At 34.0% G+C, this 26,629-nt stretch carries 23 protein-coding genes and 1 other RNA gene; 14 read left to right on the top strand and 10 right to left on the bottom strand.

Going from position 1 to position 26,629, the window contains the following annotated elements:
- Positions 1-2 precede the first annotated feature (2 nt).
- Positions 3-428, bottom strand: coding sequence for a PaaI family thioesterase (locus tag ICJ83_RS06645; protein WP_188229594.1), 426 nt, complete (start codon positions 426-428; stop codon positions 3-5).
- 152 nt (positions 429-580) lie between these two features.
- On the opposite strand from ICJ83_RS06645, the gene ICJ83_RS16925 reads away from it, so the two are divergent.
- Positions 581-757 (top strand): hypothetical protein, encoded by a 177-nt coding sequence (locus ICJ83_RS16925; RefSeq protein WP_223154618.1) that lies wholly within the window; start codon positions 581-583, stop codon positions 755-757.
- Between the two features lie 105 nt (positions 758-862).
- A complete protein-coding gene (locus ICJ83_RS16920; protein ID WP_223154617.1) occupies positions 863-1,096 on the top strand; it encodes a GNAT family N-acetyltransferase in 234 nt (77 codons plus the stop codon).
- 20 nt (positions 1,097-1,116) lie between these two features.
- Here the strand turns inward: ICJ83_RS16920 and ICJ83_RS06635 are convergent, their stop codons facing one another.
- The 4 genes from ICJ83_RS06635 to ICJ83_RS06620 form a co-directional block, all read right to left on the bottom strand.
- A complete protein-coding gene (locus ICJ83_RS06635) occupies positions 1,117-1,551 on the bottom strand; it encodes an META domain-containing protein (protein ID WP_188229593.1) in 435 nt (144 codons plus the stop codon).
- A 106-nt stretch (positions 1,552-1,657) separates the two neighbouring features.
- Entirely contained in the window at positions 1,658-2,644 is a 987-nt protein-coding gene (locus ICJ83_RS06630; protein WP_188229592.1) for an aldo/keto reductase, read from the bottom strand.
- A gap of 43 nt (positions 2,645-2,687) precedes the next feature.
- Positions 2,688-3,638, bottom strand: a complete 951-nt coding sequence (locus ICJ83_RS06625) for an NAD(P)H-dependent flavin oxidoreductase (RefSeq protein WP_188229591.1) — start codon at positions 3,636-3,638, stop codon at positions 2,688-2,690.
- Positions 3,639-3,704: 66 nt separating this feature from the next.
- A complete protein-coding gene (locus ICJ83_RS06620; protein ID WP_188229590.1) occupies positions 3,705-4,928 on the bottom strand; it encodes a class I SAM-dependent rRNA methyltransferase in 1,224 nt (407 codons plus the stop codon).
- A gap of 163 nt (positions 4,929-5,091) precedes the next feature.
- Here ICJ83_RS06620 and ICJ83_RS06615 point away from each other — a divergent pair, with 163 nt between their 5' ends.
- A complete protein-coding gene (locus tag ICJ83_RS06615) occupies positions 5,092-5,784 on the top strand; it encodes a Crp/Fnr family transcriptional regulator (protein ID WP_188229589.1) in 693 nt (230 codons plus the stop codon).
- A gap of 146 nt (positions 5,785-5,930) precedes the next feature.
- Complete coding sequence (locus ICJ83_RS06610; RefSeq protein ID WP_188229588.1) at positions 5,931-6,548, top strand: hypothetical protein; 618 nt, start codon at positions 5,931-5,933, stop codon at positions 6,546-6,548.
- A gap of 63 nt (positions 6,549-6,611) precedes the next feature.
- Here ICJ83_RS06610 and ICJ83_RS06605 read toward each other — a convergent pair whose 3' ends face one another.
- Positions 6,612-8,660, bottom strand: coding sequence for an adenylate/guanylate cyclase domain-containing protein (locus ICJ83_RS06605; protein ID WP_188229587.1), 2,049 nt, complete (start codon positions 8,658-8,660; stop codon positions 6,612-6,614).
- Positions 8,661-8,791: 131 nt separating this feature from the next.
- On the opposite strand from ICJ83_RS06605, the gene ICJ83_RS06600 reads away from it, so the two are divergent.
- From ICJ83_RS06600 to xerA, 8 genes are all read left to right on the top strand, one after another.
- Entirely contained in the window at positions 8,792-10,636 is a 1,845-nt protein-coding gene (locus ICJ83_RS06600) for a sigma 54-interacting transcriptional regulator (protein WP_188229586.1), read from the top strand.
- A gap of 177 nt (positions 10,637-10,813) precedes the next feature.
- Entirely contained in the window at positions 10,814-11,368 is a 555-nt protein-coding gene (locus ICJ83_RS06595) for an OsmC family protein (RefSeq protein ID WP_188229585.1), read from the top strand.
- 67 nt (positions 11,369-11,435) lie between these two features.
- Complete coding sequence (locus ICJ83_RS06590) at positions 11,436-14,879, top strand: thiamine pyrophosphate-dependent enzyme (RefSeq protein WP_188229584.1); 3,444 nt, start codon at positions 11,436-11,438, stop codon at positions 14,877-14,879.
- A gap of 153 nt (positions 14,880-15,032) precedes the next feature.
- Positions 15,033-16,061, top strand: a complete 1,029-nt coding sequence (locus ICJ83_RS06585) for a c-type cytochrome (protein ID WP_223154616.1) — start codon at positions 15,033-15,035, stop codon at positions 16,059-16,061.
- Between the two features lie 2 nt (positions 16,062-16,063).
- Positions 16,064-16,741 carry a Tat (twin-arginine translocation) pathway signal sequence containing protein gene (locus ICJ83_RS06580; RefSeq protein WP_223154615.1) on the top strand — a complete coding sequence of 226 codons (678 nt, stop codon included), beginning with the start codon at positions 16,064-16,066 and terminating at the stop codon, positions 16,739-16,741.
- 11 nt (positions 16,742-16,752) lie between these two features.
- Positions 16,753-17,166: a DsrE family protein gene (locus ICJ83_RS06575; RefSeq protein ID WP_188229583.1), complete on the top strand. Its 414-nt coding sequence runs from the start codon at positions 16,753-16,755 to the stop codon at positions 17,164-17,166.
- Between the two features lie 171 nt (positions 17,167-17,337).
- Positions 17,338-18,705: an alpha-L-fucosidase gene (locus tag ICJ83_RS06570; protein WP_188229582.1), complete on the top strand. Its 1,368-nt coding sequence runs from the start codon at positions 17,338-17,340 to the stop codon at positions 18,703-18,705.
- A gap of 102 nt (positions 18,706-18,807) precedes the next feature.
- Positions 18,808-19,719 (top strand): site-specific tyrosine recombinase/integron integrase, encoded by a 912-nt coding sequence (gene xerA, locus ICJ83_RS06565; RefSeq protein WP_188229581.1) that lies wholly within the window; start codon positions 18,808-18,810, stop codon positions 19,717-19,719.
- Between the two features lie 153 nt (positions 19,720-19,872).
- Here xerA and rny read toward each other — a convergent pair whose 3' ends face one another.
- The 4 genes from rny to ICJ83_RS06545 all read right to left on the bottom strand — a co-directional run bounded on the left by rny (position 19,873) and on the right by ICJ83_RS06545 (position 22,288).
- Positions 19,873-21,447, bottom strand: a complete 1,575-nt coding sequence (rny, locus tag ICJ83_RS06560; protein ID WP_188229580.1) for a ribonuclease Y — start codon at positions 21,445-21,447, stop codon at positions 19,873-19,875.
- A gap of 59 nt (positions 21,448-21,506) precedes the next feature.
- Positions 21,507-21,633: non-coding RNA, 6S RNA (gene ssrS / locus ICJ83_RS06555), on the bottom strand.
- 55 nt (positions 21,634-21,688) lie between these two features.
- A complete protein-coding gene (locus ICJ83_RS06550; protein ID WP_188229579.1) occupies positions 21,689-21,982 on the bottom strand; it encodes a cell division protein ZapA in 294 nt (97 codons plus the stop codon).
- A 15-nt stretch (positions 21,983-21,997) separates the two neighbouring features.
- A complete protein-coding gene (locus ICJ83_RS06545) occupies positions 21,998-22,288 on the bottom strand; it encodes a hypothetical protein (protein ID WP_188229578.1) in 291 nt (96 codons plus the stop codon).
- A gap of 177 nt (positions 22,289-22,465) precedes the next feature.
- Between ICJ83_RS06545 and ICJ83_RS06540 the strand changes: the two genes are divergently transcribed.
- On the top strand, positions 22,466-24,154 hold the full coding sequence (locus ICJ83_RS06540) for a M23 family metallopeptidase (RefSeq protein ID WP_188229577.1): 1,689 nt from the start codon (positions 22,466-22,468) through the stop codon (positions 24,152-24,154).
- 12 nt (positions 24,155-24,166) lie between these two features.
- Entirely contained in the window at positions 24,167-26,629 is a 2,463-nt protein-coding gene (locus tag ICJ83_RS06535; RefSeq protein WP_223154614.1) for a TonB-dependent receptor, read from the top strand.

Raw genomic sequence — 26,629 nt, 5'->3', positions numbered from 1 at the left:
AACTATCGTTTTTTTGGTAACGAAATGGTAGATAATTTACAAACCGAAATCAGGTTATTAGCGTCGTCGGTTACTTTTATATCAAGCAACTGGGTCGTTTTTCCTTTATGCACAAACGTAGCTTTTGCATAAACAAATCCCTCTCGTATACTCTTTAAGTGGTTTGCAGAAATTTCTATGCCACGAACAAAAAATTGCTCTGTATCGATAAAAATATGCGACGCAAAACTACCTACACTTTCAGCTAGTGCAGCTGTAGCTCCACCATGTAATACACCATCCGGCTGATGGACTCTGGAATTTACAGGCATGCGTGCAACTAAAAAATTTTCGCCATAATCAACAACTTCAATCTCCAGAGTTTCCATTAAAGTATTTTTGCAGGCGGCATTCGCTTGCGCGATCACATTTTCTTTAGATAATGGCATTTAATTTTGTATTTTTATTAGCGTTGGTAAAAATACAAAATGACTTAGTAAAGCCATCAAAAATTAACCTTTAATTAAAATTCAGGATGAACCAATATTATGTACACTCCTAACTTCTGAAAATTCACGTACGAAACCTTTTATTACTTGATTTGAGTAATTACAACAACTTACTAGAAATCACTCAGGAGCCCAATCTCGTTGAGTATTCTCCTAGTAAAATTGACACTGCAGAAGATTTTAAAGAATATGTTAAAATTGCTGTAGATGGATATTATAATAAAACAAATATACCCTTAATTATTTTCGATAAGCTAAAAAGAACATAAGCCAGAAGTACGCCTTTGTCTCTAATAAACTGGCAGTATAAAATCTTACATATAGGTTGGGCCTGAATAGGAAATGAATTTCAAGATAGCTGACTAAAATTACATATGAAATTTTTAATGTTAGAATATGCTTCTGAATCACTTAAGTTCGAGAAAGTGTATTTTCCTGTCGATGAGCGTAACACGCGATCACGCCAAGTCGTTAAAAAACTAGGCGCTACACTTGGAGGAATCCTCAGAAAGAATGTTATTATACTCGACGGTTACAAACAATACACCTGTAATTATGGTATTTTAAATAACGAATGGCCTAAAATTAAAATGAAATTATTCGCCTAAATTTAAATCTGGAACACCCACTACATATTTTTTTCTACATTCTTAAAACGCATCATTGGAAGGTCGCCCATCATTAAATTTAATTTCCCGTCGACATCGATACTAAATCCGTCTATTTTCTTCATGGTCTTTAAAAATAGAGCCTCTCCGCCTCCTTCGCAAAATTTCAGTGTTGCAGGTCCTGGTTCTCCAAATGAAATAGTATTGCCATCGACAGTAAAATCTGAAATATAACCATTACAACTATTGCTTCCAGATACCTTTCCGTTTTCTTTATTAAATACTAGATAAGGCTTAGCATTAGGATATATACCATCGAAAGCCATGCGCGGCCCTGTAATATATTCTAATTCCCATTGTGCATTATATAAAGCATCTGCTGAAGAGGTTGTTGATTTACAAGAAAATGAAATGATTAGTGCAATTACACTGAAAACAACGGCATATGATTTCATGATTTATTTTTTTAAAGTGTTTCACTAAGTTAGGTTTTTAAATACTTAAAACCAACCTCTTTAATTCACAATCTATTTTTTTATAAAAATTTCTTTGTGCTTTTTTTTAATAGCCTCCACGAATATATTTATGCACCTTTTCTTTATACAACTGTTTAATGTTATTATGAATTTCATTGGGTAAGCTACTTAATTCTGAAACCGCTGAATTCCCAATAACTTGCTTCACGGAGCTGGCTCCCGGAATAATCGTGCTAACCGCTTCATGATCTAAAATCCATCGTAAAGCCAATTGAACCATAGTCCAATCATCTGGAAGTATATTGGATTTGATTTTATCAACTACCTCTATACCTTTTTCAAACGGAAGACCTGCAAACGTTTCTCCTACATTAAAAGCCTGGCCATCTCTGTTAAAATTACGATGATCGCTTTCTGCAAATTTTGTATTTATATCAAATTTTCCAGCTAATAAACCACTAGCCAATGGAAGTCTAACTATTACGCCAACGCCTTTCTCGTGAGCTTTAGGTAATAATGTGTCGACTAGTTTCTGTCGAAACACATTAAAAATAACTTGTAATGATAGCAGTTGGTCTTGCTCTAAACAAATCAAACCCTCTTCTACGGTTTCCACACTCGCACCAAAATGTTTTATTAAGCCTTCTTGTTGCAATTCTCGTAGCCAATTGAAAATATCGCCTTGTTCTAAGTAATTCGTAGGAATACAGTGTAACTGTAATAAATCTAGTTGTTCAATTCCTAAACGCTGTAACGAACCTTCAACAGATTTTCTTAAAACATCCTTAGAATAGTTATTAGGATAAACGTTTGATGCCCTCCCAAATTTGGTAGCTACACGAATTGGCGCATGGCATGTTTTAATGAACTCCCCTATAATAGATTCGCTCTTTCCATTTCCATATACATCTGCTGTATCAAAAAAAGTAATACCATTTTTTACTGCTGCATCTAAAATATCGAATGCCCTTTCTTTTGAAATATCTTGCCCCCAATCGGCACCTAATTGCCAACAACCTAAACCAACCTCGCTTACCTTAAAACCTCGTTCTCCCAGTTGTCTAAAATTCATTTTTCCTTAAATATGTATTGTTTAACTTATATGCATCACAAACTTACTTAATTAATCGGGCAATAATTGATGAAACCGGTAAAATTTCGGTTGTATGCTCAATACTGGGCCCAGCAACCCAAACGGTTTTATAAGTCGCTTTAGTAGCAGCATTTTTTGTCGCATTCATTCCTATAGCAAATCGAATCATTTTAACCCATTTTTTTAGCTTCTTGTTCTTATTTAAAATGCGTTCTAACCAGGTAGCTTTCGTTCCTATTTTTTGAACATAGGGCGTATTAATTACGGTACATGGAGTACCCGAAATTCGTTCGGTTACAACAATATCATCTGAACCATAATCCACACAGGCTTGTTTGTATGCTGCTGTAACATTCGCTTCTTCTGAGGCTATAAACGGACTACCCACGGATACTCCGGCAGCTCCAAAGCTTATCATTTTGTCTAAATCTGCCTTACATCCTACGCCACCTGCCGATATGACTGGAATGTTACATTTCGCAGAAAGTAACTTGATCAATGTTTCGGGAGATAGATCACCTCGATGACCACCTGCCTGATTGTTTACAGCTATAACAGCATCGGCATTTAAATGTTCTACTTTTTTGGCGTAATTTAAATCTACCACATCGCAAAAAACTTTTATACCCACTTTATGTGCTTCTTTTATCGTTTCCTCCGGACTTCCCAATGAGGTTATAATAAAATCACAACCTTCTTCACATAAAACTGCAAGTTGTTCTTTGTATTTAATATTGGATTTATTTACAATTAAATTAAAACCAAAAGCACCTCCCTCTACCTTAGCATTTTTTAATTCCTTTATTGCAGCTCGTAACGCATCTAAAGTTCTGTAATTTAAAGCTGGAATGCAGCCTGCTATTCCTGATGACATCGCCGATTTTACCATTGCGGTATTGGATACTAAAAACATTGGTGCCTGAATAATGGGATATTTTATGTTTAAAATATCGGTAAGTTTAGTTGAGCTCATAAATATGAATTTCAACAAATATATTAAATTATTATGCATGCATAACAACCAACCAGTACTTCTTAATTAAAATTGGTAATATGCACATTTTAAATAGGCGCCTTCTTCAAAAGTAACAGGGTGATCGACATCATGATACGTTTTTAATTTTATTTTAAACGATCGATTACTTTTACTTAGCTGCTGCTGATTGATGTCGAAAAAAGCCTGTGCTGTCACTCGAGAAGAACAAGATGCTAAAACTAAAAGACCTTTTTTTGCGGTTAATTGTTCTCCCAATGCAGCCAACTGTGCATACTTTTTTTTAGCTAATTCAATTTCTGAAGCTTGTTTGGCAAAACTGGGCGGATCAATAACAACCACATCAAATGTCATTTTTTTATTTATTAACTTTTGAAGCTCTTCAAATGCATCGCCTGCTATGATATGGTGTTTTCCTGAATATTTATTCAATTTCCCATTTTCAACAGCAATCTCCAAAGCTTGCTTGCTTATATCTAAACTAGTTACAGATGTTGCTCCACCATAAAGCGCATGCACCGAAAATCCACCGGCATAACTAAAAACATCGAGTACCGATTTGCCTTTACTCCATTGTCCTACTTGCTTTCTATTTGCCCTATGATCTAAAAAATATCCTGTTTTATGCCCTTTAATAACATTCGCTGAGAATTTAACATTGTGCTCTACAAATTCGACCACCTCATTTTTCAAAGTACCAAAAACCACTTCACCGTTTTTTAATTGATGCGCGCTCGATTGTTCCAAATTTCTACTTAGCCTTATCACCACGGTTTTTACTTGTGAAATTTCCTGTAAACCCGGAATGATATTTTCTAAATATGGTAACCATATTTCTGAATACAGTTTAACCACTAATACATGACTGTAAACATCGGCTATAAGCCCTGGGAAACCATCATTTTCTCCAAATAACAACCTGTAACTATTAGTATTCGTTTTAAACAATGGCATTCGTTTATTAAAAGCTGCTTCAATTTTATTTTTAAAATAATCTTGATTTATTTCTACTTTATTGGCACTATTATGAAGCATTTTTATCCGGATTGGCGAATTAGCATCATACAATCCTAAGCCTATAACTTTATTTTTATTCTTACTAAAAATAACAGCCAAGTCTCCTGTTTTAGCATTATCCTTAATTTTTACAATATTGTTAGAAAAAACCCAAGGATGCCCCTTTAAAACAAACAATTCGCCTTTAGCATTTAATTTAACAGCTTGTCTATTTGGTATAATATTTGACTTTAGATGCTTTGAAAAGGTCATGAATTATATGTGTTTTTAGACTTCAAAAGTATTTCTTTTATAACGCTTTAAAAAATAAATATCCTTTAAAATATACCCACATGATTTAAATTGTCTAAATTTGTGATAATCAAAGTAAAAGATCCTCCTTAATAATCTTTATTAGCCTAAACCAACCCCTAGCATGGCAGAAAAAAGTAAAGATTATATCATTCCTTTATTAAAAGAAAACCCTTTATTCGAAGAGATTTCTGAGGTAAACCTGCGTGAATTTTTAGAAATATCATCCATAAAAATATGGCCTAAAAACACTTGCTTATTAGACGCCGAATCAACTAACTATAATTTTTACATTATTATTTCCGGCAAAATAAAACTGTATTATTACAATCCAGAAAAAGACAGAAAACTTACCTTGTTTTTACTTGTTAAAAATGATGCCTTCGATATCTCTAAATTATTAAATATTTCTCATAAGAAAGTATATTACGAAACCTTATCTCCATCTGTAATACTAAGTACAAATGTCTTACTGCTAAAGGCATGGATGATTAATAATTCTGAGTTTTATAAATCTTTACTGCACTATACACTTGCAAAATTAAAACAAATGGAAACCTATGTTTCCAGTGCATCTATGGAAGACACTTCTACCAAATTAGCTAGACTTCTTTTAAATAACTTTGATGAAACCTCTAATAAAATTAAAACTATTAATGACTTACCACACAAAGAACTGGCACAACTAATAGGTACCACAAGAGCTGTAATAAATCGTCAGCTTCAAATATTTAAAAAGGAAGGCATAATCGAAATAAAAAATAGAACCATTGAAATTAAAAACCTTTCCTTGTTACAGAACAAATTAAATAGGTAAAATACAAATTCCATTTTTTTTTAAATCTCTAAAAACTGCTACCTAGGTAGCATACTGGTTTAGTTATTGTTATTAGTTTTACATTATAAAATTTCACTCCCTCGAAATAATAATAGTAGCATTTTTATTAATTAAAATCTATTATTATGAAAAGTTTATTATTTGGTTTAACTCTTATAGGACTTACCACCCTATGTCACTCCCAAGTTGATACTAAAGTTCATTCAGAATATTTAGCTTCTGAAACAGATTTTTTACTAAATGACCCTTCTATGTATTTAGAACGAGGTAATACGTCTCATTTAATATTCAGAGATAAAGGCATGCCAATATCAAAACCAGTTAAAGCTTTAAACGCCAATTACCTTGAAGCGGTAACTGTAACTGTAAATTGCGAACGCGTAAATGCTTTAGAAAGCCTTGTTGCTAATTACGATTTAACCAAGCAAAAATTCTTTAATAACAAGACAAAGTCTTATGATATCGAATTTAAGGAAGGTAACAATCATAATGGCAGTATTAAAGTCGTTTACGATAATAATGGAAAATTAATAAGTTCATTGGAATCATTTACAGACATAAGACTTCCGAGGCCTATTTTAGATGCCATACATGCTGTTTATCCTGGTTGTATTATTTTAAAAAACACCTATAAAGTGTATTATAGTGTCAAGAAAGGCACGCAAAAATTGTATAAAGTTAAAATTGATAACCATGGAAATAAAGCCATTATAAAAGTTAATAATAATGGTGATATTATTTAATTATTTTATCGAATTAGTCCACTAAAAGCATAATCTGAATTAAAATAGGTTATGCTTTTTATTTTATTTTGGTATATCTAAAGGTAATTTATTTATTAAAGCCTGAAATCTAGGATTGCCATGCAATGGTTTAAATTTTATATCACGTTTTAACCCCCAGAAGAACAAGCCTTGGCCACCTACCTCGTAATCCTTTTCTAACCAGTACAGGGCGTTTTCATAATCTTTAAGCCCCATATAAATTGTGGCTATCATATAAGGAGGAACATGAACCATTTTATTTTTACTTAATTGATAATCAAGAATATTTTTTGCTTTATCATAATCACCTATCATGCCATAACAATAGCCTAACATCCAATTAGTATTGGAAGCCACACTTCTTGAAGTATAAAGATGAATAGCTTCCTGATACCGTCCTAAAGCAGATAAATTAGAAGCCTTCATCCAAATAAGCATATTATTGTTAGGGAATAGTTTTAAAGATTCATCCATCTTCTTAATACCCTTTTCAAATTCACCAAGGTAATAATACGATTGCGCCATATCTCCTAAATATTTAGGTGACAAAGGATCTAACTTAATTACCTTATTAAAGTTCTCCTCCATCAATTTTAAATTACCTTCAAAAGTATAAATCCACGCCAGCTTATTGTACGCACTTACATAACTGGGATTGATTTCTATGGCTTTTTTTAAATATAAAATAGCAGTTTCCTTTTCAAATTTATAGTAGCTAATTGAGCCAAGAGCTCCGAAAGTACCTCCATCATTAGAATTTATTGCAAGTGCCTTTAAGGCTGGTTTTGTAGCTAACTCCAACATTTTTTCTGGAGATTCCCTTCCCCAGAAAATATATTCTAAGTATGTTTCGGCAAGACCTACATAAGCTCTGCAAAAATTAGGGTCATAATCTATTGCTTTTTTAAATAATTCTTCAGCTTTTTTTAACTCCTCAACTTTACCTCCGCCTCTGTGTAAATAGGTTTGACCTTCTTTAAACGCATTATAGGCTGCCGGATTATTTGTTGGTGTATTATTTAGTCTAGATTCTTCGGTTTCGGTTAATCGAATTTGAAGTGCATTTGCAATATCTTTTGAAACATCTGTTTGAAGTTTAAATATTTGAACCAGTGTATTATCGTAATTGTTTGCCCATAAATTTTTATTGCTCGATGCATCGACCAAATTTGCATTTATGCGTACCTGATTATTATTTACACGCACACTACCTTCTAAAATATAATTCACATTTAATTCTTTTGCTATGTCCTGCAAAGACTTGTCTGAGCCTTTGTAATGCATAGCTGATGCTCTAGAAATAACTTGTAAATGCTGAATTTTAGATAGATGTGTTATTATATCTTCAGTAACCCCATCGGTAAATGCTTCAGAACCATCATCCAAGTTAACACTGTTAAAAGGTAGGACAGCTATAGTTAAATCATTCATTTTTTGTCCTGAACCAACTTTTTGCCTTGTAAATAAAAGCGTGGCTATAAATGCCAACAATACTACCAACAAAACAGCAGCTTTTCTTTTAAACCTTTTAAATGATTTACCTATTCGCTCTTCGGTTTTACCTTTCAAGTCTGATAAATGCGGGACAACGACACCTTTATTCGCTACAGCAAATACAGGCATAACCTGATTTACATTTTTAAATTCGAAAACGTCCAAGTAAATGGTTTGAATATCACTCTTATTTCTTAAATCGTCATTTATCTTACTAGAAACCAATATACTACCTGCTACAGCAAGCGATTCAATTCTTGAAGCTATATTAACCGCATCGCCAATAATATCGGTTTCGGTTCTTATAATATCGCCTAAATGAATACCTATTCGCACTGGAATTACAGGGTCTTGATTAAAATAATGTTGCATTTTTAAAGCGCACTGCACAGCAGCTATCGAACTTTTAAATATGCTTAAAGTGCCATCTCCATAATATTGTATGAGTTCGCCTCCACAATCCGTGGTATTCTTATTAAAAATTTCACGATGTTTTTGCCTGATTTCAACAGCTTGTTGCTCATCCCTTTGCATTAAAGCGGTATACCCTTCAATATCGGTAAACATAATTGCAACTAACTGTCTAGTCTGAGTCATTTTAGGGGTTTGTTATGGTTGGTTATACTAATTTAAAACATTCTTTCTAAAAACTAATCATTTCACATAATTACTTAGCTAACAGTTTAGTACAAATATTTACTTATATTTATAATTGTAATTAACCCTACATGCCAAAAACCACGAAAAATAATATTGCAAACTTTCTTGTAGATGTTCCTTTTTTCTCCGAAGTAGATAAAACATCATTAAATGCTTTATGTGAATCTTCTATTATTGAGAGCTATATAAAACATGAAAATATTCTTAAAAAAGGAGACATTGGCGACTCTATGTATGTTATTCTAGAAGGGCAAGTAAAAGTTCATGAAGCTGAACACGTTTTCAGTATTTTAAAAGCTGGCGAATGTTTTGGTGAATATGCCTTGATCGACGATTTAAAGCGTTCAGCTTCGGTTACCGCTATCGATAAGACACAGGTGCTTAAAATTAATCGTGAAAATTTTGTTCACCTCATAAAAACAGATCGCGGTTTTGCCCAAGGTATTTTAACGGTCATGATTAAACGGCATCGCGAATTAGATATAATACAGGAACGTTTGGCATCCTCAAAAAAGGAAATTGAAATTGTAAATTCAAAAATGAGTGGCTTGATAAACGGTGCTATGGATGCCATAATTATGTTTAACCAAAAGTTTAACATCACACTCACCAATCCGTCGGCCAATAAATTGTTAGAAAATAATGATGTCTTACAACGCAATATTTTATTTTTTTTAGATGAAGATAGCGCGCGGCTGTTGGAATCAATTGTCATTGCAGAATCTGATAAACCTACACTAAATAAATATCTTCCAAAGGTGATAAAGGTCATTGGATCAAATAACACCGAAAGTCTCAATGAAGGAACTATTAGCAAATATGGCAGCGACCAAGATTCGTTCTACACGTTAATTCTTAGAAATATTGAAAATCGTATTCAGGCCGAGCACACCATTCATCTTTTAACCAACAGAACCCAGTACCTCGAAGAAGAATTACAAGAACTTACTAATAGTTATGGTATTATTGCTGAACATCCAAATATGCAGGCTGTTATTAAACAAATTCATCAAGTAGCTAACACAACAGCTACTGTTCTTATTCAGGGTGAAACGGGTACAGGCAAAGAATTGGTGGCTCGCGCTATTCACCGAGAAAGCGATAGAAGCGACAAACCTCTCATTAGAATAAACTGTGGTGCTATTCCAGCAAACTTAATTGAAAGCGAATTATTCGGTCATGAAAAAGGCGCTTTTACGGGAGCTACCTCAAGCCGTAAGGGTCGTTTTTTATTAGCTGATAAAGGAACCATATTTTTAGATGAAATTGGTGAAATGCCCTTGGAGTTACAGCCTAAACTATTGCGGATCATTCAGGAAGGTGAATTTGACCCCGTAGGAAGTTCGGAAACCATTAAGGTTGATGTACGTATTATTGCGGCCACACATCGTAATCTCAAAAATTTTGCTAGTGAAGGTAAATTTAGAGAAGATTTATATTATCGATTAAACGTATTCCCTATAGAGGTTCCTGCATTAAAAAACAGAGGCAATGATATTGTTTTAATAGCTCAGGAAATGATTAACTCGTTTTCAAAACGATTAAATAAACCTAAATTAAAATTATCAGACTCAGATAAAACTTTATTACTACAATACGATTGGCCTGGAAATGTACGAGAGCTACAAAACATTATCGAACGTGCAGTTATCATCTCTAAAAACAATCAGTTAGACCTACAACATATTATTCCGCGTAACAAAGAAAACTACCAAGCTCAACAACTTCATATCGAGAGCAATATTTATACCGCGAAAGAATTACTAAGTTTAGAAAAGGAAAACATTTTAAAAGCACTTAAGCAAACAAAATGGAAAATTTCCGGAACTAATGGTGCTGCTGCTTTATTAAAACTTCCGCCTACTACTCTCGCTTCAAAAATTAAGGCTTTTGGTATAGAGCGGCCTTTATAATTTCACGAAATATCGTAAATACATTAACGAAATATCGTAAATACACGATATTCAGTGACTTAAATATACGTTGGTTTTTTATTTAAAATGTTGACTTATAGTGTCTTATGTGTTTTGGCACGCCAAATGCATTTAATACTGCAACGAATCAATAATCAATTTAAAATTTTAGAAAACATGATTACAACAGCAAATGTAAAAAACGGAGTAAACGTAGATCAATTAGTAGAAACTATTGGAGCAGTACAGCAAAATCCTGAATTAGCAAAATTTGAATTTAGAGCTAAAAACAACTGGATAGATGGTGGACATTGCGTTTCAAGTATTAAAGAATTTTATGGCGTTGGTCAGGAAGACACCTCTCGTAAAGAAACCTTTACCATGGAATGTGACCACCCTAATGTATTATTAGGTAACGACACTGCAGCAACGCCACCAGAAGTTGTACTTCACGCTTTAGGTTCTTGTTTAACAGGAGCTATGGTTTATCATGCTGCAGCCAACGGCATTACCATTGAAGGTGCTGAAGCCTCTTTAAAAGGTGGTGTAGATTTACATGGTTTCTTAGGTCTAGACCCTGAGGTAAGAAAAGGTTTCGACGGTATTACTTTTACTTTAAAAGTAAAATCGGACGCCACAGAAGAACAGTTAAAAAATCTGGCTATGTTCTCACCTGTATTCGATATGATTTCTAATCCAACACCTGTTAAAATAGAAATTGTAAAACAATAAGCCAACCAAAAAAATGGCTACTAAATCCTGGTAGCCATTTTTTTTATCTCATAATTTTTAAAACACCATGGAAACTTCAAGCTATAGCATTTTAAACGCAAATCAGGCCGTTGCTCATATTGCTTACCAAACAAATGAGGTCATGCCTATTTATCCAATTACCCCAGCTTCAGAAATGAGTGAACTAGTAGAACAATGGGCTGCACAAAATATAACCAACTGTTTTGGTTCAACGCCTCAGGTTTATCAAATGCAAAGCGAAAGTGGTGTTGCGGGTGCTATGCATGGTGCTATTACCACAGGAGCATTATCTACCACGTTTACTGCCTCTCAAGGGTTATTGCTTATGCTGCCTAACATGTATAAAATTGCTGGAGAACTAACCCCCAATGTCATTCATGTTGCTACACGTAGTATTGCTACTCATGCCCTATCTGTTTTTGGTGACCACAGCGATGTTATGGCTGTTAGACAATCAGGATATGCGATGTTATCCAGTGCCTCTGTACAGGAAGCTCAGGATTTTGCTCTTATCGCACAAGCTGCGAGTTTACAAAGTAGAATTCCTTTTCTTCATTTTTTTGATGGATTTAGAACTTCTCATGAAATTACTAAAATAGAATCTATTTCAAACAATGTAATTCAACAAATGATAAACCTCGACGCCATTCAAGAACACCGAAATAAAGCTTTAAACCCTAATCGTCCCGTAATAAAAGGGACATCACAAGCTCCTGATATATTTTTTCAAAGCAGAGAAGCTATTAATAGCATTTACAATGCCTGTCCTAACATTGTTCAAGATGTGATGACCAAGTTTAAAGAACTAACAGGAAGAAGCTACAGACTATTTGAATACACGGGGAACCCTAATGCAGAACACATTATTATATCAATGGCTTCCTCTACTCAAACCATTGAAGAAACTATAGCGTATTTAAATAATAAACAGGAAAAATTCGGTTTAATAAAAGTGAAACTTTATAGACCCTTTAGCAATGAACACCTGCTAAAAGCCTTACCAAAAACTTGTAAATCTATTGCTGTTTTAGACCGAACAAAAGAACCTGGCTCTAATGGTGAGCCACTTTTCTTAGACGTATCGCAAGCCTTATTAGAAGCTTACCAAAACAATAAAATTAACCACTTACCCAAAATCACAAGAGGCCGTTACGGTTTATCTGGAAAATCGTTTACCCCTGATATGGTTTACGCCATTTTCGAAAACTTAAAAAATCCAGACTACAAACCTCAATTTACTGTTGGAATAAATGACGATCTTACTCATTTAAATCTTGATATAAAAAATAATATGCATCATAGCTCCGCATATCAAGCGGTTTTTTATGAAACAAAAAATAAAACTCTAAACAAAAGTTTAACTACAATAATAAAAGAGATAGGTAAAACGCCTTCAAAATTTATCCAAGGGTATACAACCATCGATTATAAAAAATCGAATACCAGAGCGACAACTCATATAAGAATTGACAAGCAACCAATTAAATCGGCTTATCTAATTAATAATGCCAACTTTATTGCTGCAAACAGTACCTCTTTTGTTGAAAACGATACTGTACTTGAAACAATAAAACGAGGGGGCACGCTACTTATTAATACAATAAAATCTCCATCATTGCTTTGGAAATCGCTGTCGGTTAAGTCACAAGAAATGATTCAAAATAAGAAGATAAAAGTGCTCGTTGTAGATTGTCATTCTATTCCGAAAGCTATAAATATTTCATCATACAATATTTCTTCTTTACATGCCTGTTTTTTAGCGCATACAAGACAAGTTTTAAAACCTATTGATATACAAAGTATAAACGCGATAATTAATACGGTTGATACTTCTGAAATAAATTCAACTGAAGAAACTGTTAACGGGTTCAACAATACCATTATAGGCAAAATAATGGCGAATAAAGGAGATGATTTAACAGTTAGCCAAATGCCTGTAGACGGAACATACCCAACAAACACATCAGAGTTTAACATCATCGAATCTTCGGAGTACATACCTCATTGGGATCTTAATTTATGCTCACAATGTGGCGCTTGTAGTATGGCTTGTCCGCAAGCGGCACTGCGAATAAAAGTTTATAACGATGAAAAATTAATAGATGCCCCCATTCATTTTAAAAGTACAAAAGCTATTGATCCCGACTGGAAAAAGGAGAATTTAAATTATACTATTGAAATAAACCCAAACCAATGTAATGGATGTTTTAATTGTGTAGATGCTTGCGCAGACAAAGCTCTAAGTATGGTTTACAAAAATGAAAATACATCCTCTGAAAATTGGAGATTTTTCGAAGAAATTCCTGAATTAGATCGCAATAAAATAAATCTGAAAAAAGTAAGCCAGCAACAACTTCAAGAACCTTTATTTAAATATTCTATGGGTGTAAAAGGGTGTGGCGAAGCTCCATACCTTAAACTTTTATCTCAGCTTTTTGGGGACCGTTTACTTGTTGCAAATGCAACCGGTGCAAGTTCTATTTTCGGAGGTGCATTACCAACAACACCTTGGAGTAAAAACGCTAATGAAAGAGGCCCTGCCTGGGCTAATTCATTATTTGAAGATAATGCAGAATTCGGTTTGGGTTATAGATTATCAATAGACCAACAACTATTACAAGCCCAGTATTTACTAAAAGAGTTATCCCACGATTTACCGTTAAATATGGTTTATGCCATTTTAAATGCCAAACAAAATAATGATGCAGAAATTAATGCACAGCGCATACGTGTTGAAAAAATTAAATCTTATCTAAAAGTTATTAAAACAGAAAAGCATAGTCAGTTGTATTATTTAATGGATGCATTTGTCAAAAAAAGTATCTGGATTGTGGGTGGAGACGGCTGGGCCTATGATATCGGTTATAGTGGTATAGATCACGTTCTGGCTTCAGGAAAAAATGTAAATATTCTAGTTTTAGATAATGAAGTTTACGATAACACGGGAGGTCAGGCCTCGAAAGCTACACCATTTGGTGCTCAGGCTAAATTTACAAGTTTAGGAAAAAGAAACCATAAGAAAGATTTAGGCTTAATAGCAATGCAATACGATAACGTTTATGTGGCTTCGGTTGCCATTGGTGCCAACCAGGAACAAACGTTAAAAGCATTTGTTGAAGCCGAAAGTTTTAATGGCCCATCTATTATCATAGCATATTGTCATAGTGATTCGCACGGTATTGATATGCAACAGCCTTCACAATATCACAAAGCCGCTGTGAATTCAGGACAATGGATTTTATACCGAAATGACCCACGAAAACAAACCAATGATAAAACATCATTTCAATTGGATTCAGCACCTCCATCAATTTCAATAGGTAATTATTTAAGCGTAGAAAGTCGATTTTCTAACCTCATAAATGCACAAGAAAATTTTAATACATATACTTTGGATAACTACCAAAACCATATAAATAACAAATTTACTGCCTTTGCATACAAAGAAAATTTAAACCACCTAAAAAACAATCTTTTAAGTTATGTTTAAAACTATTTTTTTTTCGTAATTTTAGTAAACATTCAATCACAAACCCCTGATTTACAACCAACAAAAGCTTTAATTTTAAAAGCTACGTTTACTCCTACTCGTATTTCCCCATAACACTATTTACTTAGCCATTGTTTGTTTTAATACCTAACAATGAATAACCAACCAATCAAAATATTGGCACTGTTGAAAAAACGAGTGGCTTTTTTCGCCATTTCCATTGTTTGCATATCTGCGTTTTTAATGCTGTTGATATTAGATATTATTAGTATTAATTCAGGTTCGCGAATGCCTAGCATTTATTATATGAATTATGATGTGGAATCCTTAAGTGATTCAGAAAAAAATTCATCTGTAAGATACGGCTACCAATTATTTAATGAAACCCCTAAATATATTGGTCCAGACAATGGAGATTTAACGATGGCTTTTCAAGGAAATCGCTTAGCTTGTAAAAACTGTCATTTAAATTCTGGAACTAAACCTTATTCCGCTCCGTTAATAGGTATTATACAACGTTTTCCACAATTTCGAGGACGAGAAAACAAAATCGGAACCATTCAAGAACGAATTAACGGGTGTATGGAACGTAGTATGAATGGTAATATGCTTCCAGAAGAAAGCAAAGAAATGAAAGCCATAGTAAAATATCTAGAATACCTGAGTCGATATGCCCCTGAAGATGGAAAAATTGAAGGTCAAGGTTTTGTTTCGCTTAGAATACCTAACAGAGCCGTAAACCTGGATCATGGAAAACTTGTGTTTGAAAAAAACTGTATTGTTTGCCATACCAGCAGTGGATTAGGTGTTTTAGAATCCAATGGTTTCACTTATGAATACCCACCCCTATGGGGCGACGACTCATTTAATCATGGAGCCGGAATGGCTAGGGTTATTACCTCAGCAAAATTTATCAAAGCCAACATGCCTTTTGGAACAACATACGATGCTCCTGTTTTAACCGACGAAGAAGCTTACGATGTTGCGGGCTATATTAACCAACAGCAACGTCCATTTAAAGCAAATCCAGAAAAAGATTTCCCTGACTTAATCAAAAAACCCGTCTCTACGCCTTATCCTCCATACGCCGATAGTTTTTCAGTTGAACAACATCAAAAAGGACCTTTCCAACCTATAATAGATTATTATAAAAAGAAGTATAACGTAACAAAAACCAAGTAATTATGATACCAACAACAAACAACTCCAGACGACAATTTTTAGGCGCCTTAGCTATGGGGGCTACAGCGAGTACTTTATCTGTACTTACAAACCCCATTTATGCAGAAACATCGCAATTTGATGACATCAAAATAAAAGAAACCTCCGATTGGTTTGATCAAATAAAAGGGACACATCGAGTGGTTTATGACGGCTCTACACCACATTTCGGACTACCAATTTTATGGAACTGGGCGTTTTACCTGAGCAATAATGAAACAGGATCACCTGATTCTGATATTACAGCCATGTCTGTGCTACGCCATCGTGGATTATGCTTAGCTTTTAACGATGATATTTGGAAAAAATATGAACTGGGTGCTTTTTTTGACGTTAAAGACCATACTAAAGATTTTGCTGTTAGAAATCCATTTTTCGAACCTGAAGATGGAGACTATCCTATTAACGGTCCCGGAGGTATTAAAAGCCTAAGCGAACGTGGTGCCATGTTTTGTGCCTGCGACCTTGCCACTAAAGTTTATAGTAATAAACTAGCAGAAAAAATGGGGCTAGATCCCGGGGAAGTTTATCAAGATTGGGTTAATGGCTTGATTAAAAATGTAAAACTGGTTCCTTCGGGGGTGTGGGCATTAGAGCGTGCTCAGGCTCATAATTGTGCCTACATATTCGCAGGTGAATAAAAAGTTAACTTATGAAAACAATTATAACTAGTATTTGCTTTAGTCTATTATCCTTATACATTCACGCTCAGGACACCAAGATTAAAATCGTTTTCGACGTAACGAGCGCAAATACAAAAGTACATCAGGCAGCTGTAAGACATGTAAAAGGCATGTCTGCGGCTTATCCCGATGCACAGTTCGAAGTCGTAATGTATGGTGGTGCTATGGACATGGTGATTAAGGGAAAGTCTTCAGTTGCTAATGATATCGAAACCCTTGCTAAACAGGACAATATTGATTTTGTAATTTGCCAAGGTACCATGAAACGCCATAACACCAAAGAAAGTGATTTAGTTTCCGGCGTAAAACAAGTTCCTGATGGCATTCTTGAATTAGTTTCCAAACAAAACAAAGGTTGGGGATATATAAAAGAAAGTCAATAATTATTGTTATCAACTATTAAGAAAACCGTTAATTTTAGCGGTTTTTTTCGTTTAGTCAAACTAAAACCTGACTATATATTTTAATTCAAAATGTAGTTCTTAAACCAATTACTAATTGTTTACAAAGTTTTTCATATTTTTCAATCTGAAACCAACTTAATCCATTTATTAATGAAAAACCTCGTATTAATTACTATTTTATTATCTTCTGTATTCACCTCGAAAGCCCAGGAAAACAAAATTTGGAATGAAACCGAAACGGAAAAAAAAGAACGTTTAGCTTGGTGGACCAATGATCGTTTTGGCATGTTTATTCATTGGGGAACGTATTCTTTAGCAGGACGCCATGAATGGGTAAAAACCAGAGAACGAATACCCGACTCCATTTACAATCAATATTTCGAACATTTTAATCCCGACTTATACAACCCTAAACAATGGGCTAAAATGGCTAAAGAAGCTGGAATGAAATATGCTGTAATTACAACGAAGCACCATGAAGGTTTTACCCTATTCGATTCACAATATACCGACTATAAAATCACAAACACACCATACGGCAAAGATGCTATAAAAGAATTTGTTGACGCTTTTAGATCTGAAGGTTTAAAAGTTGGATTTTATTATTCTTTAATAGATTGGCATCATCCTGAATATACTATTGATAATATCCATCCTCAAAGACCAAATTCTGAAGATGAATACAAAACACTAAATAAAAATCGTGATATGGCCAAATACAGAATGTATTTAAAAAATCAGGTGACTGAAATCTTAACCAACTATGGAAAAATCGATATCCTTTGGTTAGATTATTCATGGGGTGGAAAACACGGAAAGGGTAAAGATGACTGGAATTCAGTTGACCTTATTAAACATGTTAGAAAGCTACAACCCGAAATCATTGTAAATGATAGATTAGATTTAAAAGATTACTGGGGCGGTGGGGATTTTGTAACACCCGAGCAATATAAAGTAAACGAGTGGCCTACTGTAAATGGTAAAAAAGTACCTTGGGAAACCTGCCAGACTTTTAGTGGTTCATGGGGTTATTATCGCGATGAAATGACCTGGAAGGATAACAAACAACTTCTTGGACTTCTTATAGAATCTGTTAGTAAAGGTGGTAATTTATTGCTAAATGTAGGTCCTACAGGACGGGGCGTTATAGACTACAGAGCCGAAAAGGCTTTAAATAACATGGGCGAATGGATGGCATTTAATTCGCGTTCCATCTATGGATGTACTCAGGCACCAGAAGAATTTACAACACCGTCTAATTCATTATTAACTTATAATCCAAAAACAAATCGACTTTATATTCATTTATTAGATTATCCGCTGCAGAATTTCACAATCAAGGGAATGAAAGGAAAAATTAAATATGCTCAATTTTTACACGATGCTTCCGAAATAAAAATGGCTCCTATTTATGGGCATGGAATGAAACAAGACATCGCAGAAGATGCTGTTAATTTAATTTTACCAGTGACCAAACCACCATTAGAAATTCCGGTAATTGAAATTATTTTAAATTAAGTCCTCTAGTTATTAGCCTAATATTGAATTCATTTATGCTTTGAAAATTCAAATTTTTCACTACTATTGCCAACCTAAGTTAAGAATATTACTTTTATGTCAATGAAATGGGAACATGCCTTAAAAGATTATCAAATGTATTTAAAGATAGAACGCGGGCTATCGCAAAACTCTATTGATAACTATACGCTGGATATTAGAAAACTTATAAAGTATCTGGAAGCGCATAATGAGCATATTTCTCCCGTTGATATAAATCCTCCTATTATTCAACAATTTATTTATGACATTTCCAAGAAGGTTAATGCACGAACTCAATCTCGCATTATATCAGGTTTAAGAAGTTTCTTTAATTATCTGATTTTTGAAGATTATAGAAAGACCAATCCACTTAGCTTGATAGAATCGCCAAAAATTGGACGTAAACTACCAGATACACTATCTGAAGAAGAAATAGATGAACTCATAGGAGCCATAGAATTGGGTAAAAGAACCGATGGTTTATACATAGGCGAAAGAAATCGTGCCATTTTAGAAACCCTTTACGGTTGTGGCTTACGTGTAAGCGAACTTATTAATCTAAAATTATCTGATTTATTTTTTGATGAAGGGTTTATTAAAATTACTGGTAAAGGCGATAAACAACGTTTTGTTCCGATAGTAGAAACTACACAAAAATATATTAACATTTATAGAAAAGAAGTAAGAAACCATTTACACATAAAAGAAGGGCATGAAGATACTTTATTTTTAAATCGACGTGGCAGGCAGCTTACGCGTGCCATGATTTTTACAATCATTAAACAGTTGGCAGAAAAAATAGGATTGAAAAAAAATATTTCACCCCATACTTTTAGGCATTCATTTGCTACCCATTTATTACAAAATAACGCCGATTTACGTTCCATACAACTTATGCTTGGTCATGAAAGCATTACAACCACAGAAATATACGTGCATTTAGATAAAAGTCATTTAAGCAAGGTAGTGGAACAATATCATCCTAGAAAATAATTTAATTGATTCTATTTAAAATGATTAAAATTAATTTCCTTTAGCTTTATAAAATTAAAAGCAAAAACAAAACTATTATAAAAAAAGAAACTCCGATAGCTTTAAACTTCGGAATTTCTTTTATTTAAGTTTGAGATTACATCTCTTATAATTTTACTTCGCAATATTTACTGCTCTGGTTTCTCTAATTACCGTTACCTTAACCTGTCCAGGATATGTCATGTCGGTTTGAACCTTTTGAGAAATATTAAAAGATAAATCGGCTGCTTTTTGGTCGTCTACCTTTTCACTTTCAACGATCACGCGTAACTCTCTACCCGCTTGAATAGCATAAGCTTTCTTAACACCGTTAAATCCGAATGCAATATCTTCTAAATCTTTTAATCGTTGAATATAACTATCTAAAACCTGACGTCTTGCTCCTGGCCTTGCTCCTGATATAGCATCACAAACCTGAATTATAGGGGCTAATAACGATTTCATTTCTATTTCATCGTGGTGCGCACCAATAGCATTACAAACATCATCTTTTTCTCCAAATTTCTCTGCCCATTGCATTCCTAAAATAGCATGTGGTGTTTCCATATCGGCTTCAGCATCTGGCACTTTTCCTATATCATGCAACAGACCTGCTCTTTTAGCTAATTTTGGATTTAATCCTAATTCGGCAGCCATAACCCCACAAAGCTTAGCAACTTCACGCGAGTGCTGTAACAAGTTTTGTCCATAAGATGAACGGTATTTCATTCTACCAACCATCTTGATAAGCTCTGGATGTAAATTGTGTATCCCTAAATCGATTACCGTACGTTTACCTACCTCAATAATTTCCTGATCGATTTGTTTTTGAGTTTTCTTAACGACTTCTTCAATACGCGCCGGGTGAATACGACCATCGGTTACTAATTTATGTAAAGATAATCGAGCAACTTCACGACGTACAGAATCAAAGCATGATAAAATAATAGCTTCTGGAGTATCATCTACAATAATCTCTACACCTGTAGCAGCTTCAATAGCTCTAATATTTCGACCTTCACGTCCAATTATACGTCCTTTAACGTCATCAGATTCTATATTGAAGACAGACACACAGTTATCTACCGCTTCTTCTGTTCCTATGCGCTGAATCGTATTGATAATTAATTTTTTAGCTTCTTGTTCGGCAGTTAATTTGGCTTCTTCAAGGGCATTTTGAATATACCCCATAGCATCATTTCTTGCTTCTCCCTTTAAAGATTCAACCAATTGTGTCTTCGCTTCCTCAGCCGATAAACTGGATATAACTTCCAATTGCTCCACCTGACTTTTGTGCAGGCGGTCAATCTCATCTTGTTTTTTATCTAATACGTCCAGTCTGTGATTGTAGTCTTTTAACTTACTTTCCAGACTTTCATTAAGCTTTTTGTTTCTGGCTAATTCACTAGAAACCTGAGATTCTTTATCGCGCGTACGCTTTTCGGCATCCGCCATTTTTTTGTCACGGGTTAAAATAACCTTTTCGTGTTCTGCCTTTAGTTCGATAAACTTTTCTTTGGCTTGAAGAATCTTATCCTTTTTAATCGATTCGCCTTCGCTTTTGGCTTCTTTAATTATTAAGGTTGCATTTTTCTTTGCTTCCTTAACCAATTTAGATGCATTATTTTTCTCTAATACTTTAGCTATTATAAAGCCTATAAATATGCCTAATAGCACTCCTCCTGCAATTAATATAATTGAGTTATCCATTATTGATTTTAGTTGATTTATATATAAAAAAAAGCCTACACCAGTATAAAGTTTTGTATAAACTCCTTAAAAACAAGTTTAGGGCTAACAAGCTGATCAAGGGTCTGCTAAAAACTAAACTAATTTAGTTGGTGCAGCATGCTTTAACAACTTAAACTCACCCTTTTTAAAGAATTAACGTTGAGTTTATCAAAAAAAATCACTAATGCAGGCAGTATTTTTTGCTTATTTAAAAGAACGTTTAAGAGACCAGATAAGACTGTAGCAAATCGTTTAATGCGTTTAATTTATCTTCTACATGTTCGTTTACATGTTCCTTATCTATAGACTTCTGTTCAACTTGCGCGGCAAACTGTAAAGCGCACATAGCTAATACATCTTGCTTATCTCGCACAGAATAACTTTGCTCAAACTCCTTAATCATGGTGTCAATATTTTTAGCGGCTTTACGCAATCCTTCTTCTTGACTTGGGTCAATATTTAAAGGATATACTCTGTTTGCTATAGATAGCTTTATTTTAAGCTTTTCTGACATTGATTGTAAATTACCTTAATCTGAAAGTTGAGCAATACAATGGTCTATATCTCGAATTAAGGCGTTTATTTTAAGCTTAGTTTCTCTCTTATTTTCGTCACTGCCAAGTATTGAGTTTGCCATTCTTAGCGCTTCATATTTTTCTTCCCAATTTTCAAGTTGTACTTTTTGGGTTGAAACTTCTTGTCTTGATTTTGCTAAATCTTCTTTTAACTTCAAGTTCTCAAGCTTTAAAAGCTCTAATTTATGTAATACCTTGCTAATTTTGCTTTCTAAAGAATCTACAATATCTTCAATATTACCCATTTGCAAATTTCAATACTTAATACACAAAGTTAACATACCTCACATAAAATAACAATTGTTTTTTAATAAAATTTCAATTTTACCGTTATTACTCAAAATCAACGAAATGGCTCAATTTTTCTTTTATTTTTGCAATACAACATCTAAAATGCAACCCAGTAACAACCTATTATTTTTATGAGACTAGCCCTATTTCTTTTATTCACATTTTCTTTAACGAGTCCTGCTCAAAATAATTATCCTCAGAATTATTTTGAATCTCCTTTAGAAATCCCCCTTATTCTAAATGGAACCTTTGCCGAACTTCGTTCTAACCATTTTCATAGTGGATTAGATATGAAAACTCAGTATAGAGAAGGATTAAGAGTAAAAGCAGCTGCTCATGGTTTTGTGAGTAGAATTAAAATTTCTCATTATGGCTATGGCAAGGCATTATACATAACTCACCCTAACGGTTATACAACTGTATATGCGCATTTACAAAAATTTGCACCTAAAATCGAATCTTACATTAAAAAGAAACAATATGAAGCCGAATCGTTTGAAATTGAATTATTTCCAAATGCCGACGAACTTTTAGTTGCTCAAGGCGAATTAGTGGCTTACAGTGGTAATACTGGAGGTTCTCAAGGTCCTCATTTACATTTTGAAATTAGAAACAAATTAGAACATCCTCTAAACCCGATGTTATTCGGCATTGATGTAAAAGACACCACAAAGCCCTTCATAAAATCTATTTATGCTTACGCTTTAAACGACACGTCTTATGTAAACCATTCAAACCAAAAACAAAAAATACGACTTATCCCATCGGCCACTGGCGATTTTACCACAGAAAAAATAAAGGCCTATGGCGCCATAGGTATTGGGATTGAAACAAATGACAGGCAAGATTTAGCGGCTAACTCCAATGGTGTGTATCAAATTCAATCGTTTTTAAATGGAAGTCAAAATTTTGAAATTAACTTTCAGTCATTTTCTTTCGATGAGACAAACAATATTAATCAGCTTATCGATTACGAACATTATAAAACCACAAAACACAGAATTCAAAAGCTATTCAATATTAACAACGAATTAAGCCTATACAATCCCGAGTTTAATGATGGGAAAATTATAATTAAAGACAGTACCGATGCTATTTACAAAATAAGAGTAGTCGATTTTAAAAATAATGATAGCTGGGTTACTTTAAACCTCGAAGGCAGCAAACCAGAAAGTCTAAAAATGTTAACGCCAAAAGAATCTCCTTATTTCGTTTATACCAACCAGACTACAAACTTAAAGTCTGGGAATATTGCTGTTCAAATTTATCCTGACACTTTCTACGAAGATTTCTTTATTGATTTTGAAGTAAAAAACGATACCCTAACTTTACATGACGACATCGTTCCTGCAAAAAAGAATTTTAATATTAGTTTTAACATAGAGAAATACAACGATAGTGACAAAGAGAAATTATATATTTCGCGATTAGTGGGTAATAATAACAATTATCCAGTATATACCGCTACTAGAAGAAAAGGAGATTCATTAATGGCTAGTACAAAATACCTCGGCGTTTACGCATTAACCTCGGATACAAGCAACCCTCGAATTTTTTCTCCTAACTTTAAAAATGAACAGTGGATTAGTAAGTACCGCTTTCTAAAAATTAAAATAGACGATTCGGGTTCAGGTATCTCAAATTACCGTGCTACAATTAATGGGAAGTGGATTTTAATGGAATACGATTACAAAAAGAAAACCCTTACCTACGATTTTAACGATAATATTTCTTCGGAAACCAAAAATAATTTCAAACTTATAGTTACCGATAATGTGGGAAATAGTTCTACATTTGAGTCTGTGTTCTATAGAAAATAAATTTAAAGACTATTGAAAGCTTTTTTCTATTCTGTTTTTGCCTTTTGTTTACTAATATCGTTTTCAGGTATTTCACAAACGGCTACGATAAAAGGGGTAATTTTAGACAGTAATAACGTGCCGGTTTCTAATGTAAATATTACATGGAACACAAGTGGTACAACAAGCAATAATAATGGGTTTTATACGCTAACCATACCTGCAAATCAGGATGTGTTTATAGAATTCTCTCACCTATCATTAAAAAAAATTGCAAGCCATTTTAATTTAAAAAACGGCGAAATTCTGGAATTCAATCCCGTAATGAATACGAATACCGAACAAATTGCTACGGTAATTATAAATAATTCAAACCAAAGGGATGTTGAAGGTATAATTACACTTAATCCCGAAACCATTAGAAAAATTCCTGGAGCGAATGCCGGAATAGAAAATTTACTTCTAACCTTACCTGGAGTAAGTAATAACAATGAACTGAGTACTCAATACGCCGTTAGAGGTGGAAATTACGACGAAAATTTGGTGTATGTTAACGGCATTGAGGTATACCGTCCGTTTTTAATTCGTTCTGGGCAACAAGAAGGTTTAAGCTTTGTTAATACCGATTTGGTTCAAAATGTAGATTTTTCGGCAGGAGGATTTCAAGCAAAATATGGTGATAAGCTCTCATCTGTACTTGATATTACCTACAAAACACCATATCAGTTTGCGATTAATACCGACTTAAGCCTTTTAGGTGGAAGTGTTTCGGTAGAGAACATTAGTAAAGATTCCAAATTCACTGGTATTGCTGGGTTAAGATACCGAGACAATAGTTTATTGGTAAATGCAAAAGAAACAGAAACTAATTTTCAACCGTCTTTTTCGGATATTCAGACTTTTTTAACCTATAAATTTTCCAATAAGTTTCATTTAAGTTTTTTGGGCAATGCCAGTATAAACAAATATAACTATCAACCTGAAACAAGACAGACGAATTTTGGCACTTTTAGTGAGCCAATTGCCCTTTTAGTTTTTTATGAAGGCCAAGAAAAAGATCAATATCGCACTATATTTGGCGCACTAAAGGGCACCTATTTCGCTAACGACAACTTAAATTTAAAACTTTTATCCTCTACATACCATACCACAGAAGAAGAATATTTCGACATTTTAGCACAATATCGATTAGGTGAAGTTAATACCGATATTGGCGGAGAAGATTTAGGCGACGTTGAATATAGTCGTGGTATAGGTAGCCAGTTAAATCATGGTAGAAACGATTTGGATGCACTTATTTCCAATATTGAACATAAAGGAGATTATAAATATAATAGTCATAGGTTTGAATGGTCTGTAAAATATACGCATGAAAATATCAGAGACCGTTTAATAGAATGGGAAGTAATTGATTCGGCAGGTTTTTCAATTAGGCCGCCAAAAACATTGCCCTCCAATGAGCAACCATATATAGCTTACACAGGGCCGCTGGAAGCTTTTCAAAATGTTAGAAGCGTTAATAAAACGCAAATAGACAGAATTCAGGCGTATTTACAATGGAGTAAGCGCAGTACAATTGGCAATAGCGATGTTTGGTATAATGCGGGTATTCGAGCACATAACTGGAGTGTTAGAGGCTTAGGGATTGCAACAAGCAACCAAACGGTTATTAGTCCGAGAGGGCAATTTGCAATAAAACCAGATTGGGAAAAAGACATGCTCTTTCGCTTAGCCACAGGCCTTTACTATCAGCCACCGTTTTACAGAGAGTTACGAGATGCCAATGGTATTGTTCAACCAAATGTAAAGGCGCAACAATCTTTCCATTTTGTAGTTGGTAATGACTACAGTTTCCAATTATGGAATCGTCCTTTTAAATTAACTTCCGAAGCCTATTACAAGCATTTAAACGATGTAAATCCATATACTATTGAAAACGTAAGAATTCGCTACCGTGCCACCAATAACGCTAAAGCCTATGCCTATGGATTAGATATGAGACTAAATGGCGAATTTGTTCCTGGCACAGAATCATGGTTTAGTTTTGGCTATTTAAAAACCGAAGAAAACATTAATAATCAAGGTTATATTTCCAGACCAACGGATCAACGTTTAAAATTTGCAGCTTTGTTTCAGGATTATGTACCAAATGTACCCAACTTAAAGCTTTATTTAAATTTAGTTTACAATACTGGCTTACCGGGTGGCTCGCCAAGCTACGCCAACCCCTACGAATATCAAAACCGATTACCAGATTATAAGCGTGCTGATTTAGGATTACAATTTGTTTTGGTTGATGCCAATAAACGATTTAACAGTGGCTGGAGAAAACCATTTAAATCAATGTCTTTTGGTTTTGAAATTTACAATGTTTTTGATGTACAGAACTCTATCACCAACACTTGGGTTCGCGATGTTTATACCAAAAGACAATACGGCATTCCAAATTACCTAACGCCACGTGTTTTTAATGTAAGAACTACTATGAAATTCTAA

The sequence above is a fragment of the Aestuariibaculum sediminum genome (assembly GCF_014596945.1).
In the GTDB taxonomy this organism is placed as follows: Bacteria; Bacteroidota; Bacteroidia; order Flavobacteriales; family Flavobacteriaceae; genus Aestuariibaculum; species Aestuariibaculum sediminum.
This window is presented reverse-complemented; position numbering and strand designations above follow the sequence as displayed.